This is a genomic window from Sporomusa sp. (assembly GCF_035561155.1).
In the GTDB taxonomy this organism is placed as follows: Bacteria; Bacillota; Negativicutes; order Sporomusales; family Sporomusaceae; genus Sporomusa.
Genome location: NZ_DATMYD010000118.1, coordinates 1 through 16,615 on the forward strand (window position 1 = coordinate 1; position 16,615 = coordinate 16,615).

A 16,615-nucleotide genomic window follows, 5' to 3' on the forward strand; every position below is an offset into this window, starting at 1 on the left:
TAAAAAGAAATGGTATGAAAAAAGGGCATAACAAAGCTAAGGGATAGTTTCCTTAGCAATTTGTTGTGCCTTTTTTGGTGCTAAGCTATCTCTTTTTCATGCAGCATATGACCGCATCTTTTGTGTTGTATCTTGCTATGCAGTTTATTGACGTTGTATCCCATCGCCAGAAATAAAAATTCGACTCGGACGTTTTGCTTACCGCGTAATAAGAAACGTCTGAAGCCGTGGTTTTCTTTCAATACTCCGAAGGCTCCTTCTACTTGGATAGAACGATTCATGCGCAGAAGTATTCCTTTTAGACTGGTAATGTTCTGATAGGATTGGGATCTTTGACTTTGAAATTTTTTAGATACATGAATTCTGCGATTTCCAACCGCTTTTGTACAGGCGCTCTTGTGGGGGCATTGGCTGCAGTCTTCGCACTCATAGATGGTAATATCACTACAGTAGCCGGATTTCGATTTACGCTTAGTCATGCCCACAGAGCGCAGTTTTTTCCCGTTGTGGCAGGTATACTCGTCTTTTTCTGCATCATAGTCCATATTTTCCAGCAGTCGAAAGTCCTTGCGATACTTACTTGTTTTGGATTTTTCGTAATTGCTTGGTTTTATGTAGCCTGTTTGTTTTGTTTCTTCCAAATAACTGTAGTTCTCTTCACTCTCATAACCCGCATCCGCTATGATATTCTTATATTTTTTGCCGTCTAAAAACTTGTCCATTTTTTTCAACAAGGGGATCAAGGTTAACGCGTCAGACCTTTCTGAAGAAATATCTACTCCTACAATATACTCGGCCTCCACGCCGATCTGTACATTATAGCCAGGTTTAAGTTGCGCATTTCTCATATGGTCTTCTTTCATATGCATGAAGGTAGCATCCCGGTCTGTTTTGGAAAAACTGTTTCGGCCCTGGAAACTAGCTTCGTAATCCTCATATTTTTTCTGACGTGCCAATAACTCTTCTAATTGTTCTATGGATTTTTGCAGGGTGCTTTTACGCTTTCCCGTTCCCGACACGGTAGGAATGTTTTCTTTGTCCTTTGTGGTTTGCAGCTTGGCCAGTATTTCAGCAGGACACTCTGCATCAGCCAGGCTAAGGGAATGGATATTTCGGATCTTTTCGATAGCCTCTGCCAGCTTATCTCTTAACTTGGCAGCATATTTTTCTGTGGTTTTTCTCCATACAAAGCTATATTTATTGGCGTTTGCCTCTATTTTTGTACCATCTACAAACAAGTTGTCAAAGTCGATTTCGTGACGCTCTTTGAGTAACTTCACAAATTGATAAAATAATCCTTCTGCAGCTACAGCGATCCGAATACTCCGAAAGCGGGCGATGGTATTATGATCCGGCGCTTTTGCCCCTTCCAAGAGCCACATGAAATGGATATCCCTGCGACAGGCTCGTTCCAGAGAACGGCTTGTATAGATGTTGTTCATATACCCGTAAACGATGACTTTAAAAAGGTTTCTGGGGGAGATGGCTGTTTTTCTTCCTTTGCGCGAATAAGCCTGATACAGTGTTGAATAGTCCAATTGATCCATTACTTCACTTAGTAGTCTGACAGAGTCGGTTTCCGGGATGAGCACTTCCATATTCATTGGCAAAACTAGTTGATATGAAATTGTTTTTGGTGTAGGATTTATGTGTGTAAGGTTTTTCATGGCAGTTTAATTTTACACTGAGAGGCAGGTTCTGCGGAACCTGCCTCTCGTATTTTTTTCAAAAATTTAGGGGCCGCCTCAATTTCTTATTGAGACAGCCCCCGCAATTGTCAACATTACATGTAAAACAATGTTATCAGTGGCTGCTAGGGTTAGCACTAAAATTATTTATTAGCGCCATTACTACCATTCAACATATCGCTGTTAAACGGGAACGGGAATTGAACATACGTATTGGGCACTTCACCGACAACAACGTATTCGGCGATAGGCACCTGCGTGTTAACGCTGACACTCTCACTTACCAGCGGAACCACAATACGAACTTGCGTAGTGGCAACTAAGTAGACCATATGCCGAGTCTGGTTGATACCGGCTTGTTCAAATTTATCGACTACTTTAACCTGGACTGTACCAACAGGAATAATCGTAACCGTAATTTTAGGACCTAAACTAGCCAACATCTGACTGCCTAACACCTGGCCAATCGGAATTTGTATTTTCTCTTCCGTTATCTCCTTCAAAGCATCCTGTACTTTCATTGTAGTGTCGGCTGCCAGTCTGTTAAACTCCATCGTATTAGGTTGAATAAGTACTACCCGTCCGTGTTCATCTAATGTAATGTTTACCAGTGTCTTCGGATCAACGGTTAGGCTAATTTTATTATTAATTACATTGTTGATAGAGTGAGTTGCAATAAAGGTGGCCCGTGTTTCAGCAATAGCCATAAGTGTTGGCTTTAGGTGGGTATCTACCTGCCAAAAAAAGAGCGACAGTAAAGCCATTAATGCTATCGCTACTAGTGGAAAGAGTGGTATTGTACGCTTTCGTCGCACAGAAAACCGCATGTCTCCCCCTCCTCTAAACCACCCTTACTTCGTTTACTTATTATATATATGGTGGAAGCTGGTTATTGGTTACTAAATATACACATTCATTATAATTAAACTAGCGGGAATACTAATAAAAATGTTGAGAGGTGATGTACATGGATGGTTTAGAAAAGTTAAAGCTAGATGTTGCCAATGAAACCCTTGGCAAGGAAATGAATACAGCAATAAACGCTGACAATTATGAAAGCGTTCTTGATGAAAAAAAGATAGAGGTTGCCGAGGAGCTAGGTCTTAAGGACAAGATTGAAACTGTTGGTTGGGGAAACATGACGACTAAAGAGGTTGGTAAAATCGGCGGTCGAATGGGAGGCCATATCGGGGGACAAATGGTTAAAAAGCTGGTAGAAATGGCAGAATCCCAAATGGCTCCTGTAGACGAAGCAACCCTTGAAGATGCAAAAAAACATCTGGAAGGTAAACAGTGAAAATAAAAATTGGGTCGCAGGTGCGACCCAATTTTTTATTTTCTAACAGTAAAACTTGAGTTTATTCTATGATAATACGGTGATAATTCTTTTTGCCTTTACGTATAATGAGGCTATTGTTCTCGAATAGGTCGGCCGTGAGCAAAAAGTCCAGCTCAGATACCTTGGCGTCCCCTACATAGAGTCCACCCTGCTGAATTAGTCTACGTCCTTCACTTTTAGAAGGGATAATCCCAGTGCTCACGAGAATATCCAGTAACTTAGAGCCTATCATATCAGTAGCTACCGACACAGTTGGTGCGTTGTCTAAATTTCCCGCTCCGCCGAACAGTGCTTCAGCAGCTTGTTGGGCTTTTTCTGCCTCATCCTGACCATGGATTAGTTTAGTTATTTCAAAGGCCAGTGTTTTCTTAGCGATATTAATCTCTTTATCCTTAAGGGCACCCAGCCGCCGGACTTCATCCATCGGTAAAAATGTAAGGAGGGCCAAGCATTTTTCTACATCGGCATCGTCAACATTACGCCAGTATTGATAAAAATCATAAGGGGAAGTCTTCTCAGCATCTAGCCAAAGGGCTCCTTTTTCTGTTTTACCCATCTTTCGTCCATCACTGGTCGTCAACAAAGTAAAGGTCAGTCCGTAGGCTGGTTTACTTTCCTTGCGCCGGATCAGGTCTGCACCAGCCAAGATGTTGGACCACTGATCGTCACCGCCCATTTGCATGATACAGTCGCACTGGCGGTTGAGTTCAAGGAAATCGTAGCCTTGCATTATCATATAGTTAAACTCTAAAAAAGATAAGCCTTTCTCCATCCGCTGTTTAAAGCATTCGGCAGTCAACATACGGTTGACTGAAAAGTGCACACCGATCTCCCGAAGAAACTGCACGTAGTTGAGCTTTAATAGCCAGTCGGCGTTATTCATCATCAACGCCTTGCCATCAGAAAAATCAATGAAGCGCTGCATTTGTTTTTTAAAGCGATCGCCATTTTGTACGATATCTTCTGATGTTAACATTTTTCGCATGTCCGACTTGCCAGAGGGGTCTCCCACCATCGCCGTCCCGCCGCCTATAAGGCAAATAGGACGGTGGCCGGCCTGCTGCATATGCGCCATTACCATCATTCCCAGAAAATGCCCGACATGCAGACTGTCCGCAGTGGGATCAAATCCAATATAAAAAGTAATTTTTTGCTTAGTCAATAACTCCGCAATTTCTTCTTCATGAGTCAGTTGCTGGACAAATCCTCGTTCTTTGAGAATATCTAGTACAGACATCGTTAAAATCCTCCTTCATTGCCCGGATTCATCGCCGGTAAAAAAATAAAACCCGTCCCTGGTCAGGGACGGGGGTAAACCCGTGGTACCACCCTTGTTGCTGAAAATCAGCCACTCAAGCGAAGTTAAAAAACTTCTTCCTAGCCATTAACGGTGGCGCTCCGGCCCGGCTTACTAGTAAAACACTTTCAGCCTGCTGTTCATAGGTGTATTTCAGTCAGTCTGCCTACCGGGTTCCACCATCCCCCAGCTCTCTGTAAGGCTATTCTGGCTTACTTTTCCTATTCATCACATTTTCCATATAACTTGCTATATATAATATACCTGAATATGACCGCGTTGTCAATTTTAGCCACATTGTGTCAACAGATGATGACACCGATTTTTCAGCCGCATTATAACATAACAATTTTAATATTGCAAACTGTTGTCAAGAAATATCCTATCAATAGATTTTTGTGGTATAATGATTAGCGAATCAAAGCCTAGAGTCTGACTGCAATTTATTTGAATGATTCCAATGAATCTGTAAGGGGAGAAAGCCATGCAAGATAAAGACAAAGAAAACAAAGAACCCAACCGACGCAGACCTAAGAAAAACACTCGAACAATTACAGTTATTGCTGTGGTTGTCTTCTTGGTTATGCTGACAGGTGCCGGGCTGGGTTTTTTAACAGCCAGTATTCATACAATGCCTAGCTTAAAAGGTGAAATACGTCCCGCTGTTTCTTCTCAAATTTTTGACGTTAACGGCAAACTGATAACAACTATTCATTCAGTGGAAAACCGGTTACCTGTGTCAATAAATAAGATACCTAAAGACTTACAAAACGCATTTATTGCTGCTGAAGATACCCGGTTTTATCAGCATAGCGGTATCGACCCCCGTGGTATTTTACGGGCAGTCTGGTCTAATATGACTGACAGAGGAATATCGGAAGGCGGCAGTACCATAACCCAACAGTTAGCTAGAAACGCTTTGCTTTCACAGGAACAGACAATTAAACGCAAAATACAGGAAGCTTTTTTATCTCTACAAATTGAACGCCAGTATAGCAAAAATGAAATCTTAGAAATGTACATGAACCAGATTTATTTTGGTCAAGGGGCTTATGGTGTTCAAACAGCAGCTCAAATATACTTTGGGAAAAATGTTGAGGATTTGAATTTAGCAGAATGCGCCCTGATTGCCGGTATACCCAAAAGTCCCAACTATTATTCTCCTTCCAGCAATTTAAAGGCAGCCAAAGAGCGCCAAGCGGTTGTACTCGAACAAATGGTTAAGTACGGTTATATTGATTCAGCAGCAGCGGCTAAAGCGCGAAATACCGAAATTAAACTGGCTACTCGCTCAGTTACTAACACGACAACTGCTTCGTATTTTACTGATTATGTAATGCAACTTCTCATAGATAAATACGGTGCTGACGCTGTATATAAAGACGGCCTAAAAGTGTATACAACACTTGATCTTGAAATGCAAATCGCCGCAGAGCTTGCTATGAATCAACTTCCGACTACGCGCACCGAAAGCGGCATCAAGCAGCCCCAAGGCGCACTTGTAGCGATTGATCCCCATAGCGGCCATATTAAGGCAATGGTTGGCGGTCGTGGTAACGACCAGTTTAACCGGGCAGTCTTAGCTGAGCGACAGCCGGGTTCTGCTTTTAAGCCATTTGTCTATTTAGCGGCTATAGAAAGTGGTCTTACTCCCGCTAGTATCATTGATGACAGCCCGGTTAGTTTTGGCAGTTGGTCACCGGTGAACTATGATAGAAGCTTTCGCGGACCGGTAACAATGCGAAGTGCTCTAGAACAGTCTTTAAACGTTGTAACCGTCAAGCTTGCTCAACAAGTAGGTATTGATAAGACTTTATATTATGCGCAACAGATGGGTATTTCTACTCTTGTGCTTAAAGGCGACACAAATGACCGCAACTTGGCTATGTCATTAGGTGGTCTCACCCGTGGCGTTACTCCGCTGGAAATTGCCAGCGCGTATGGAGTATTAGCCAACAGTGGTATCCGCGTTGAGCCTACATCCATCATCAAAATCGTCGACCGCAATGGTAAAGTAATCGAGCAGCACATACCCAAAGAGAAGGTAGTTGTTAACGAGCGTAGCGCATATCTCCTCACCGATATGATGCGAGGAGTTATCAACAACGGCACAGGCACAGGCGCTTACTTTGGGCGCCCTGCCGCTGGCAAAACAGGCACCACCAGTGACTATAAAGACGCTTGGTTTGTCGGCTTTACACCAGACTTAGTTGCAGCTGTATGGATGGGCAACGATAATCCAGGATATTTAGGCGGCGTTACCGGTGGCGGTATTCCGGCCAGTATCTGGCGGAGCTTCATGAGTGATGTGTCTGCTAAATATGTTGCCCGCGATTTTGTAAAACCCTCTGGCATTGTAGCTGCCCGCGTATCTACCAAAGATGGATTACTGCTTAATGATCCAAACAATCAGGAAGGCCGCAATGAAATCTTTATTGAAGGAACTCAGCCTAACAAGCTTTCAACCGTAACGGCAACAAAAGATGGTAAAGACAATAAAGACGGTAAGGATAAGGACGGTAAAGATATTAAACAACCTGATCAAACTGGCGCCACTGGGGAAACTTCGGGTACAGATGAGAAGACTCCACCTCCCCCTCCGGTAAAGAATGACAGAAATCCGGTGAGCCCATCAGCGCCACCGCCGCCGCCTAAACCTAACGATCCGATAAAAAAGAATTAGATAACAAAAAAACACGCGTAAATTTACGCGTGTTTTTTTCCATTTGAGCATATACATTAGTATAGCCTAACAACTGCTGATTCCACTATCGTTATCACAAAAGAAGAGGAGTAAAATGATTATAATGATAATAATTATCCCGCTACCGCCGAAGCCACCGCCAAAGCCACGTGCCATTGCAATTCCCTCCTTCCATCCATCTTAAGAGTTCTGTCCTTCTTTAATGCAATATATCAACCCTGTGCTTTTTGTCACACGCTTAACAGCGTGTTCCTAAAATGTAAGTAGGAGTTATTATAGTGAAGTGTCATCATCATCGAAAAAGAACAGTAATAGGATAATGATGATAATCCAGATACCACTGAATCCATTACCGCCAAATCCACAACGCGACATTTAAACTACCTCCTCCTTAATTTGTCTATTAACGAGAGCGAAGTACCGCCCGCTCTTCTACTTCAATATATACAGTTCGTGCGGGAAGTGTTACTAACCCTAACCAGCATTTGACTGCTATTTTTTGTTTATTTCAAACAGCCGTCTGATTTGTTTAGGAGCTTCGGTTGCTACCTTCACGGACTGCATTGTGCTATTAATTACGTCCGTAACATTTCTGATTTTATCTACTGTAGAAGACATAGAATCAATTCGCCTGTCCATGGAAAAGTTTTCGGATGCTAGCGTCAACAATATTACCATCAACTGAACATTGAAATTAGGATTTTCTATCACCTTTCTAAATAAAGCAGCTGGCCCACGAGCAGTCTCTTGTTTTTTGGGTATTGCTGCCGGCAGTACCTCTGGCCGCTCTTTAACATGTTCTTTACTTGCAACTTGTTCTTCCCCTGTTTTAGCCGTTTTCTCTATAGGCATTCCTGCATTTCGATGATATTTCCGCACGCGCATCTTTCCCACCCACCCTCACATTGAACTTTTTCTAATCCAATATATGAAAGATAAGAGTATTTGGTCTCTCCCAAAGTTTGGACACTCACAAAAAATGCCTAACTGAATAAATTGGATAAAACGAATTGCCTATAAATCCAAAGCTTGCACCACTATTCCGCCCTGAAAAAATGGGGATTATTAGTGGCAGTTAGCTATCGGATAAAAACAGAGGAGGTGCATAACTAGTGTTTGAACAGTTTGGAAATATTATGGAAATGGTTAAAAAGGTACAAAGTAATGTTGATAATATTCAGGAGCAGCTCAAACAAGAACGAATAGAAGTATCAAGCGGGGATGTTGTAAAGATAATCGTAAACGGTCAGCAAGAGCTTATCTCCATCCAGCTAAACGCGAAGTATCTTATGGCAGATAATGCAGCATTATTGCAAGATTTATTAACAGCTACAATAAATAATGCTTTGACTAAATCACGCGGATTAAATCAGGAAGCCATGGGCAAACTCGCCACAGATTTAAACCTACCTAAAATTCCTGGCATGTTTTAAGGAGGCGGTACTATGCCGAACGATACCGATAATCCTGGCTCTTCATCGCTATTAGGTTCAATAACCCGGATGCTGGACGCTAATATTAATGCCGGGGCAGGCCCTGACAATCTAATCACTGTTTTAGCACTGTTATGCTTATTTTCTATTGTTAACAAGAGCAATGCAATCAGCCAGCCAGTCCAAACTCAACCGGCAGCTAATAGCAATCCTCTACATAAATTACTGGGTGACTTGACAAAAGGCGGTGACGGCGGCGGTATCGGCGGCAGCGGTCTCTCGCCTGATACATTAATGTCACTATTACCGCTGTTAAACAGTCCTCAACTTAAGTCAAAACTTAATCCGAGCACAATGGGCACAGTGCTCGGATTATTAAACAATCTAGGCGGTATTGGCGGCGGCGCCCAAGAAAAACCTAAAGCTGAGAGCAAGCCAGAACTTAAACCTGAGCTGCAAAAGCAGCCTAGAGAATCTGAACCTGCTCCTCAGCCGCCTGTTCTCGATCAACAGCCTGTACCAACACTTAAACAGCAGCCTTTACCATCCCAAGAAGGAGAAGAGTCCGAAGATCAGGAAGGCAAAAATTATGGGCGGTATTTAAACTGGAAAAACAACTTCTGAAAATGATAAAACCGGGGTGAGTACCCCGGTTTTATCATTTCGCTATGCACGATCAAAAAATGGACTCTTCCCCGACACACTGATTGGAATGCCGTAAGCGATTTTAACCTCTTCTTCAAATATATCAAGATTAAGTGCGGCACGCCCAATTGAAAACATAATCCTGTTATCGACATGATGCTGAGCAGCTACACTGACGGCTGAACTCAGAGCAATCCCTAAGTCGCCAACACTAATAGCACACATCCCGGACTTTTCAGTATTTTCTTTGCAGTTGGCATACCCGCAATAACCGCAGGGCTGAACACCCATAGGTTTGACTTTCTGGCCCAGTAATAGAGCTAGTTGTGTTTTTTCCAGACATTTTGCGTCACGCTCAAAAAACTGAGCGCCGCTTGCCAAGGCAATTTTTTTCATTTCCTCTACTAGCTGATCTTTGGTCCTGCCTTTTACAATCATTACGACTAGATTGTCAATTCCCCGGGCTTTAGGGGCTGTCCGGGCAGCTACACACATCAAATCTGCAACCTGCTCGATGGCCCGCTGCTCAATATCCTTGCTTTGGATAATCATTTCTCTTCTCCCCCATAAATAAATATTTTTATAGACTGTCTATACTTAAGCCAATCTAGCTACAGTAGCTCCTGTGCCACCTTCGTTAAGTTCGGCTATCTGTATACTTTTTATATGTGGGTGATTTTCAAGATAGGTCCTTACACCTTTTCGCAAAGCACCTGTACCCTTGCCATGAATAATGAGTACCTCGTTTAAGCCAGACAGGATTGCATCATCAATATATTTGTCAAGTACTGTTTCAGCCTCCTCAATTGTCATGCCACGAATATCAATTTGTCTTGCTGCTGCTTCTACCTTGGTCATGTTGACACGTTTTGTGGAGGTTGGTTCTTTGGGCTTACACGATTCGGAAAGCACGCGGCAAGCAGATATCGGTACTGTGAATTTTAAAATCCCAAGCTGTACTGTTACGTCTGCAGTACCTACGGCCAGTACTTCACCTTTTTGCTTTAATGTCGCCACATAGACATTCATACCAGGCTTTAGCATTTCCGCCGATAGCTCAGGTAGATTTCCTTGTTCCTCTACATCAAATCGATTAACTTCAGCACTACTTGACTTGAGCTTCCGACGGGCATTTTCAATCGCATTCTGTCTTTCCCGACCGCTACGCTCAGAAAACTGTTCTTTAAGCTCTGCAATTATTTCTTCCGCACTGCGCCTGGCTTGGCGGATGACGGCAGCCGCTTCTTCCTGCGCCTTCGCTAATACAGCATTCTTTTTTTCAGAAATGATCTGTTCTTTAACAGATATTTTCTCTTTCGCTTTGTTCAATTCCTGTTCTAAGCGCTTTACTTCATCTAATCGTGAAGTAAACGACTTTTTCTGTTCTTCTAAGGCGTGCAGAACTGTTTCAAAGTCAGCGTGTTCTTTATTAATTAATTCCTTAGCTCTAGCAATAATCCCATCTTCTAATCCGAGTCGCCGGCTGATCGCAAATGCATTACTGCTGCCAGGTATTCCAATAAGCAGCCGATAAGTAGGACGCAGGGTTTGTATATCAAATTCTACGCTGGCATTTTCAATTCCATGTCTAGTGTAAGCAAATGTTTTTAATTCACTATAATGCGTAGTGGCAATGGTTTTGGCACCAATAGTATGAATATATTCAAGAATTGCCATAGCCAAAGCGGCGCCTTCACTGGGGTCAGTTCCTGCTCCAATTTCATCAATAAGTACCAAATCATTAGCAGATATTTTCTTTAGTATTCCAACCAAATTAGTCATATGCCCAGAAAATGTACTCAGACTTTGTTCAATACTCTGTTCATCGCCAATATCGGCAAAAATATTGCCAATAATCGGCATCTCAGAGTCAGGAGCAGCCGGCACAAACAAACCGGCTTGGGTCATAAGCGCAAATAAGCCCACCGTCTTAAGGGTTACCGTTTTTCCGCCTGTGTTCGGCCCGGTAATAAGTAAGGTAGTAAAGTGTCTGCCAAGCTGCACATCAATGGGCACCACATGTTCAGCGGGAATCAGAGGATGCCGCGCTTGAATCAGATTGACATAGCCCTGATGATTAATCACAGGTTCAATGGCCTTCATGTCAATACTCAGTTTAGCTTTTGCAAAAACAAAATCCAGCCGGGCTAAAACGGCAAGATTTTCTTCAATAGCCTCTGACACTTTGGCAATGTGACCGGCCACCACCGTTAAAATCCGTTCAATCTCAGTTTTTTCAGCCGCCATAAGTTGTTTTATATCGTTGTTCAAATTAACTATTGCAATTGGTTCAATAAACAAAGTGGCACCGCTGGCTGATTGATCATGCACAATGCCGGGGAAATTATTGCGAAACTCCTGTTTAATAGGAATGACATACCGGTCGCCACGCATGGTTACTAAAGCATCCTGAAAATATTTCTGGTATTCACCTGACCGCAAAATACTATCCAATCTTTCTTTTACACGGCCCTGTGCCTGCTTTATCTCCCGCCGGAGCTTTGAAAGCTCACTACTGGCATTATCTCTGATCGAACCTTGTTCGGTCACAGTAGACTCAATTATGGTCTCAATATTTCTTAACACTGTTATCTGGCCAACTATGGAGTTAAGCAGCGGTGTTTCTATAGGCAGGTCAATAAAAAAGCTCTTCATACGTCTGGCGGCATACAGTGTACTACCTATTGCTAATAATTCATGCGGTTCCAAAATAGCGCCAATCTCAGCTCTTTTTATAGTAGCCCTCACATCGCGAATCCCCCCGAGCGGCACACTAGGAACATTATTCAACAGCTCACGGGCTTCGGCGGTTTCGGCCAGACGTTCTTTTACTTTGCCAGCATCATTCTCCGGCACTAGGCTTTCCGCAAGCTCCCGCCCCATAATTGAACCAGTGAGTTCGGCCAACATGTCCCTGATTTTATTATATTCTAACGTTGACAACACGGGTGCTTCCATGTAAATTCTCCTCTAATATTCTATAATACGCCTCTAAAATAATGACCTCGTGTAATATGCTCATGCTCAACACTATTGGCTTTATCCTGAAGGATAAGCGGATGGCGCTCTCCTTGGTCAATAAGCTCACGGTATAGTCGAGTAATACGGGCTACTTCCTTGACTGAACTATACTTTGCCTCAAACCGCAGCCGGCTTAGACCAGCGCGCATGAGCCGCGGAACATGCGGCAACATAGACAGTTCTTTGGCATTGAGAATATGCATGCGGCAAAACTGGTCAGTAGCTATAGGAAACAACTCATTCATTCTATCCTTTATCCAGTATTGACCACGAAGACAAGCTTGATTACAATTCCTGATATCCTGACCGCCGAGAAAACTGCCTGGCATGCAATAATCAGAAATCATAAGTGTCAAATACCCATGTACTAAACATTCCATCTGTGCAAGCGTTTTACCAGCCAGTTCTTCGACTTGAGCAAAATTAAGTTCAGGCGAAAGCGTTAAGCTGGCTAATCCTAAATCACTCAGATATTTTGCCGTGACGCTGTTGTATATATTTAACGGGTAATCTCCGTGCAGTGGTACAGTAACAAGCTCTTTGAGCAGATGAAGGGTGCCAATATTGCCTACACTAATAGCATGTGGCTTAATATCATTAAACAAAACGGCACTCTCTTTTATCTCTGCCATTTGACTTTGATGTACCAATCTCGGGGTATTAAAAACAATCTTACGACCGTGCTGCCGGACATAAGCTGCCGCATTATGATAATCTTCGCTAGATAATGAGCGTTTTCCAAAACATTCGCCACCAAACATGACAATATCAGCGCCATTATCCACTGCGGCCTTTAGTTTGTCAACTGCATCAACATTTACCACAAGTTCAGGTTTATTCCCTTGCGATGCCGTTCGCACCTGTGGCAATAACGCTCCAATAGATTTATCTTTAGGAAGCGCCGTCCTATCAAATCTGGCAAGACGTGCAGCCTCTAACTGTTCTACCGCCCGGCGTCTGGCATCATTTATCTCGCTGATTGGTACCATTACTTCACCCTGGATATGACAATCCAGCTTGTTCAGCGCAAAAACGGTAGTGCCCAATCGCTCAATTTGCTTAGCCACACTATCTGGTGTAAGCGGTCTTTTTAATGCTTTTTCAGCGATAAATGCCGTTTCTGCCTGACCGGTAAATCCTTCGGTGTCTTGCATTGCTATTACCATCGGCTTACCTTCTTCAACTGTTACAGTAACATCGACAGGTATCCGCCGCACAGCTTCCGCTCTGCTGAAGTACAACCTAGCCCGCTCCATCAGTTTGGCATCAAACACCTTAAATACCCGGTCGTTGTCACGAACAGGTGCACTTACCGGAATAGCTACTGCGGTATTAGCCTGGGCTTCGGTAACAGCAGCACCATCAACAGTCATAGTGTGAACCGTGACATTGACCCGTCCGCCGACTTTAACCCAAAACTCGATAATATCGCCGACAGCCAGCGGCTCATCCAATTTAATAACGGCAACCTTTCCTGCGGCCTGATAACTAAGCACTCGGCCAACCCGTACCCCACGGTTATTGGGTCGCCGGTCGCTCATCATATTGCGTCCGTTTTTTCCATAAAGATGCGCAGTAGTAAAGTCACGGTTAAAGATCTGCGCTAAATCCTTCTTATCCTGCTCACTGATACCATATTCGTCCCTGTTTGCCACATAACTGTCAATAGCCCGCCGGTACGCGTCTACAACAACAGCAACATATTCCGGACGCTTCATCCGGCCTTCAATTTTAAAAGAAGCTACCCCAGCCTTAATAAGTTCAGGCAACACTTCGATAGTATTGAAATCTTTCGGACTCAAGAGATATTCCCCGGCATCCGCCTGACTTAAAACATCATTGCCGTTAGTATCAACAAGGGTATAGGGCAGACGGCAAGGCTGAGCACAGCGGCCACGATTGCCGCTGCGGCCGCCAATCATGCTGCTCATCAGGCATTGTCCCGAATAAGAAATGCATAACGCACCATGGATAAAAGTCTCTATATCTACTGTACAATTTTTACATATATACTCAATATCCTTAAGTGGCAGCTCCCTTGCTAATACCACTCTTTTAAAACCCATGTCAGCCAAGAAATGAACACCTTCTAAATTATGAGCCGTCATCTGGGTGCTGGCATGAAGGGGTAAAGCTGGTACAACCTCCTTGGCTATTACGGCCACGCCTAAATCCTGTACAATAATGGCATCTACGCCGATCTTATATAAATAACGCAAGTAATCAACCAAAGCCGGTAGCTCACTCTCATCCAGCAGTGTATTAACTGTAATATATACCATTACACCGCGCAAATGAGCAAACCGTACGGCCTCCGCCAATTCATCATCAGTAAAATTAGGGGCGTAGTGTCTGGCGCCAAACATTTTACCGCCAAGGTAAACAGCGTCTGCCCCGCCTTCTACTGCCGCAACTAGAGCTTCTTTAGTGCCTACAGGTGCTAGTAATTCAATCACATGGATCATCCTTTCCTAAAACCGCTACTATGGCAGGGGCAATACCTGTCAAATCAGTGATTGCACCTACCGTTTCTTGCGCTCGATAGCCGAGGGCAATGAGCGGAACCTTATTAAACGTATGGGTTTTAACACTCATATCTTCAAAATTACCATGGTCACTCGTTATAATCATTAGGGTATCGGCAGGCAGCCGCTTATAAACTGCACCAATAAATTCATCAAGCAGTCGTAAAATCCTTCCTGCATGCAGCCAGTCTTGCTTGTGGCCCGCACGGTCAGTCTGAAAATATTCAAAGATAGTAAAGGAATATTTCCTGGAAATATTAACCAAATTACAAGCGGCTTGGGTTGGGCTCAATACCGGAAGATGATCTACTCCAAAATCGGGAAGCGTTACATTGGTAATGTCCTGATATACAGCCTCATTGATATACATTTCAGGTAATGACCTAAGTGACATCCCAGTACTCAAGGCTGCCAGCGTGATCGCCGAATGCCGTCGCTTGCGTTTAGCCACTAGCTCAAAATAATTTGGTGTATACATATTGGCGGAAGTTACCAGCATTCCAGCTTCAGTAAGCCTCTTCATAATGTTGTTTTCAGTAATAATATTAGAAAGCTGAGGCCCCGGAAAAGCCTGTATATGGCGCCCCATGGCCTTGGCAGTATTTAGTCCAGTAAGAATAGCCGCCTGCCCTGTTGCACTTTGCGGTAACCCCTCCACGCCTAGCGTAGTATCAATCGGAATCATGCAGCATTCAGGAGTTAAGTTTAAACCTATATCAGAAATCATTGGCTGATCAAATAATTGATTGATGGTATGTAGACCAAAACGGACGATCGGATTGATCTCAGGATTATTACTGCCTAAACCAAAACCGTCAATAAAAAGTAATAACACCCGCATTTTGAACCCGCCCTTGTATGCTGCATAAGAAAGAAGAAGGGGCATCCCTTCCTCTTGTTAATGCAACTCGTTTTCTTTGTTAGTTGCTTTCTCCTCGCTACCTGGTTTTAGCACTTCCTGTTCCCGCAAATGGGCTGCAAGAAATTGGACATCTTCCATAAATTTCTCGAACTTGGTCCATTTTTCACCAGCAAGGCTTAACGGGTTGTTATACATGCTCTTAATATAATCTTCAAACTCTTTTTTAGTTAATGGCTCGTTTTCAGGTGTTCGAAGCATAGTAAATTCGCCGCAGCTTTCTAAGCGGGCTACTTCAATAGCACTTAAATCAGATAAATCAAATCCCTTTTTGTGGAGTTCCTGGCGTAAATCGTCATAGTTAAAATGAGTTTTTGTAAAGTTCTCTCTGATGACGCGCCCATCCTTCACCAGCGTTACCGGTGTACCCTCAAACCATTTGCGCAAGGTACTGTTCTTCAAGGCTAAATAGCCTAATAGCTGCTGTAGCAATAGCAATGCTACCAAAACCTCAACCCCAGCCGCTAAGGTAGGGGTTTGATCCATAGTGCCAGCCACAATAATATCACCAATGCCAACCATAATAACAAAATCAAATGGCGACAGCTGACCTACAGTACGGTTGCCCATCATCCTGACGACAATCAATGCTACAGTGCATAATATCATCAAGCGCAATAAAACCTGGCCAATCGAACCGATATCAAACACGGTACCACTCCTTTTCTGTCAGTATTATTAACATGACTTCCAAGTGTTATACCGTATTACAAGTACTAAAAAGAGGCTATTTATCCTCTTTTATCAATTCAATAAGTTCAAGATAATCCTGCTCTACCCGCAGAAACTCGTCAGCAATATTTAATGCCGTCAATACAGCAATTTTGGTCGGCGATAGCCTAAGGTTGGCTTTCGCCGTTTTTTTCATGCGTTCATCAAGCATAGCTGCTAAACGCATAATTCGCTCTGGTTCAATATTACCTTTTAGAGCATAGCTTTCGCCGTATATCTCAACGGTGACTTTATTTTTTATATCTGACATACTCCACCTGAATTAATATATTTATTGAGAATATACTTCTAGCACCTAAAAACTAATTCCTG

General features: G+C 43.2%; 14 protein-coding genes and 1 other annotated feature. Of the genes, 4 read left to right on the forward strand and 10 right to left on the reverse strand.

Annotation, left to right across the window (positions count from 1 at the left end):
- Nucleotides 1-80 precede the first annotated feature (80 nt).
- Nucleotides 81-1,667 (reverse strand): IS1182 family transposase, encoded by a 1,587-nt coding sequence (locus tag VN447_RS15955; RefSeq protein WP_325526332.1) that lies wholly within the window; start codon nucleotides 1,665-1,667, stop codon nucleotides 81-83.
- Between the two features lie 164 nt (nucleotides 1,668-1,831).
- Entirely contained in the window at nucleotides 1,832-2,515 is a 684-nt protein-coding gene (yunB, locus tag VN447_RS15960; RefSeq protein ID WP_325526333.1) for a sporulation protein YunB, read from the reverse strand.
- 140 nt (nucleotides 2,516-2,655) lie between these two features.
- Here yunB and VN447_RS15965 point away from each other — a divergent pair, with 140 nt between their 5' ends.
- Nucleotides 2,656-2,985: a small, acid-soluble spore protein, alpha/beta type gene (locus tag VN447_RS15965; RefSeq protein ID WP_325526334.1), complete on the forward strand. Its 330-nt coding sequence runs from the start codon at nucleotides 2,656-2,658 to the stop codon at nucleotides 2,983-2,985.
- A gap of 61 nt (nucleotides 2,986-3,046) precedes the next feature.
- On the opposite strand, the gene tyrS is transcribed toward VN447_RS15965, so the two are convergent.
- Nucleotides 3,047-4,264: a tyrosine--tRNA ligase gene (tyrS, locus tag VN447_RS15970; protein WP_325526335.1), complete on the reverse strand. Its 1,218-nt coding sequence runs from the start codon at nucleotides 4,262-4,264 to the stop codon at nucleotides 3,047-3,049.
- Between the two features lie 61 nt (nucleotides 4,265-4,325).
- Nucleotides 4,326-4,562, reverse strand: a binding site (T-box leader).
- A 246-nt stretch (nucleotides 4,563-4,808) separates the two neighbouring features.
- Between tyrS and VN447_RS15975 the strand changes: the two genes are divergently transcribed.
- Nucleotides 4,809-7,007, forward strand: a complete 2,199-nt coding sequence (locus VN447_RS15975) for a penicillin-binding protein 1A (protein WP_325526336.1) — start codon at nucleotides 4,809-4,811, stop codon at nucleotides 7,005-7,007.
- 513 nt (nucleotides 7,008-7,520) lie between these two features.
- Here the strand turns inward: VN447_RS15975 and VN447_RS15980 are convergent.
- Nucleotides 7,521-7,907, reverse strand: a complete 387-nt coding sequence (locus VN447_RS15980) for a hypothetical protein (protein WP_325526337.1) — start codon at nucleotides 7,905-7,907, stop codon at nucleotides 7,521-7,523.
- 233 nt (nucleotides 7,908-8,140) lie between these two features.
- Between VN447_RS15980 and VN447_RS15985 the strand changes: the two genes are divergently transcribed.
- Nucleotides 8,141-8,461, forward strand: coding sequence for a YbaB/EbfC family nucleoid-associated protein (locus VN447_RS15985; protein ID WP_325526338.1), 321 nt, complete (start codon nucleotides 8,141-8,143; stop codon nucleotides 8,459-8,461).
- A gap of 12 nt (nucleotides 8,462-8,473) precedes the next feature.
- Entirely contained in the window at nucleotides 8,474-9,085 is a 612-nt protein-coding gene (locus VN447_RS15990) for a hypothetical protein (RefSeq protein WP_325526339.1), read from the forward strand.
- A 42-nt stretch (nucleotides 9,086-9,127) separates the two neighbouring features.
- On the opposite strand, the gene VN447_RS15995 is transcribed toward VN447_RS15990, so the two are convergent.
- The 6 genes from VN447_RS15995 to VN447_RS16020 all read right to left on the reverse strand — a co-directional run bounded on the left by VN447_RS15995 (nucleotide 9,128) and on the right by VN447_RS16020 (nucleotide 16,553).
- On the reverse strand, nucleotides 9,128-9,658 hold the full coding sequence (locus VN447_RS15995) for a ferredoxin domain-containing protein (protein ID WP_325526340.1): 531 nt from the start codon (nucleotides 9,656-9,658) through the stop codon (nucleotides 9,128-9,130).
- 45 nt (nucleotides 9,659-9,703) lie between these two features.
- On the reverse strand, nucleotides 9,704-12,064 hold the full coding sequence (locus tag VN447_RS16000) for an endonuclease MutS2 (protein WP_325526341.1): 2,361 nt from the start codon (nucleotides 12,062-12,064) through the stop codon (nucleotides 9,704-9,706).
- Nucleotides 12,065-12,084: 20 nt separating this feature from the next.
- Nucleotides 12,085-14,583 (reverse strand): DUF3656 domain-containing U32 family peptidase, encoded by a 2,499-nt coding sequence (locus VN447_RS16005; RefSeq protein ID WP_414714919.1) that lies wholly within the window; start codon nucleotides 14,581-14,583, stop codon nucleotides 12,085-12,087.
- Nucleotides 14,576-15,493 (reverse strand): alkaline phosphatase family protein, encoded by a 918-nt coding sequence (locus VN447_RS16010; protein ID WP_325526343.1) that lies wholly within the window; start codon nucleotides 15,491-15,493, stop codon nucleotides 14,576-14,578. Before VN447_RS16010 ends, VN447_RS16005 begins: the two co-directional genes overlap by 8 nt.
- Before the next feature lie 57 nt (nucleotides 15,494-15,550).
- Complete coding sequence (locus tag VN447_RS16015; protein ID WP_325526344.1) at nucleotides 15,551-16,222, reverse strand: DUF421 domain-containing protein; 672 nt, start codon at nucleotides 16,220-16,222, stop codon at nucleotides 15,551-15,553.
- A gap of 76 nt (nucleotides 16,223-16,298) precedes the next feature.
- On the reverse strand, nucleotides 16,299-16,553 hold the full coding sequence (locus tag VN447_RS16020) for a cell division protein ZapA (RefSeq protein ID WP_325526345.1): 255 nt from the start codon (nucleotides 16,551-16,553) through the stop codon (nucleotides 16,299-16,301).
- Nucleotides 16,554-16,615: the final 62 nt, after the last annotated feature.

Bases quoted from the DNA above. Each gene is read 5' to 3' on its own strand.
- VN447_RS15955 (WP_325526332.1), bottom strand. From the start codon at position 1,667: ATGAAAAACCTTACACACATAAATCCTACACCAAAAACAATTTCATAT.
- yunB (WP_325526333.1), bottom strand. From the start codon at position 2,515: ATGCGGTTTTCTGTGCGACGAAAGCGTACAATACCACTCTTTCCACTA.
- VN447_RS15965 (WP_325526334.1), top strand. From the start codon at position 2,656: ATGGATGGTTTAGAAAAGTTAAAGCTAGATGTTGCCAATGAAACCCTT.
- tyrS (WP_325526335.1), bottom strand. From the start codon at position 4,264: ATGTCTGTACTAGATATTCTCAAAGAACGAGGATTTGTCCAGCAACTG.
- VN447_RS15975 (WP_325526336.1), top strand. From the start codon at position 4,809: ATGCAAGATAAAGACAAAGAAAACAAAGAACCCAACCGACGCAGACCT.
- VN447_RS15990 (WP_325526339.1), top strand. From the start codon at position 8,474: ATGCCGAACGATACCGATAATCCTGGCTCTTCATCGCTATTAGGTTCA.
- VN447_RS15995 (WP_325526340.1), bottom strand. From the start codon at position 9,658: ATGATTATCCAAAGCAAGGATATTGAGCAGCGGGCCATCGAGCAGGTT.
- VN447_RS16000 (WP_325526341.1), bottom strand. From the start codon at position 12,064: ATGGAAGCACCCGTGTTGTCAACGTTAGAATATAATAAAATCAGGGAC.
- VN447_RS16010 (WP_325526343.1), bottom strand. From the start codon at position 15,493: ATGCGGGTGTTATTACTTTTTATTGACGGTTTTGGTTTAGGCAGTAAT.
- VN447_RS16020 (WP_325526345.1), bottom strand. From the start codon at position 16,553: ATGTCAGATATAAAAAATAAAGTCACCGTTGAGATATACGGCGAAAGC.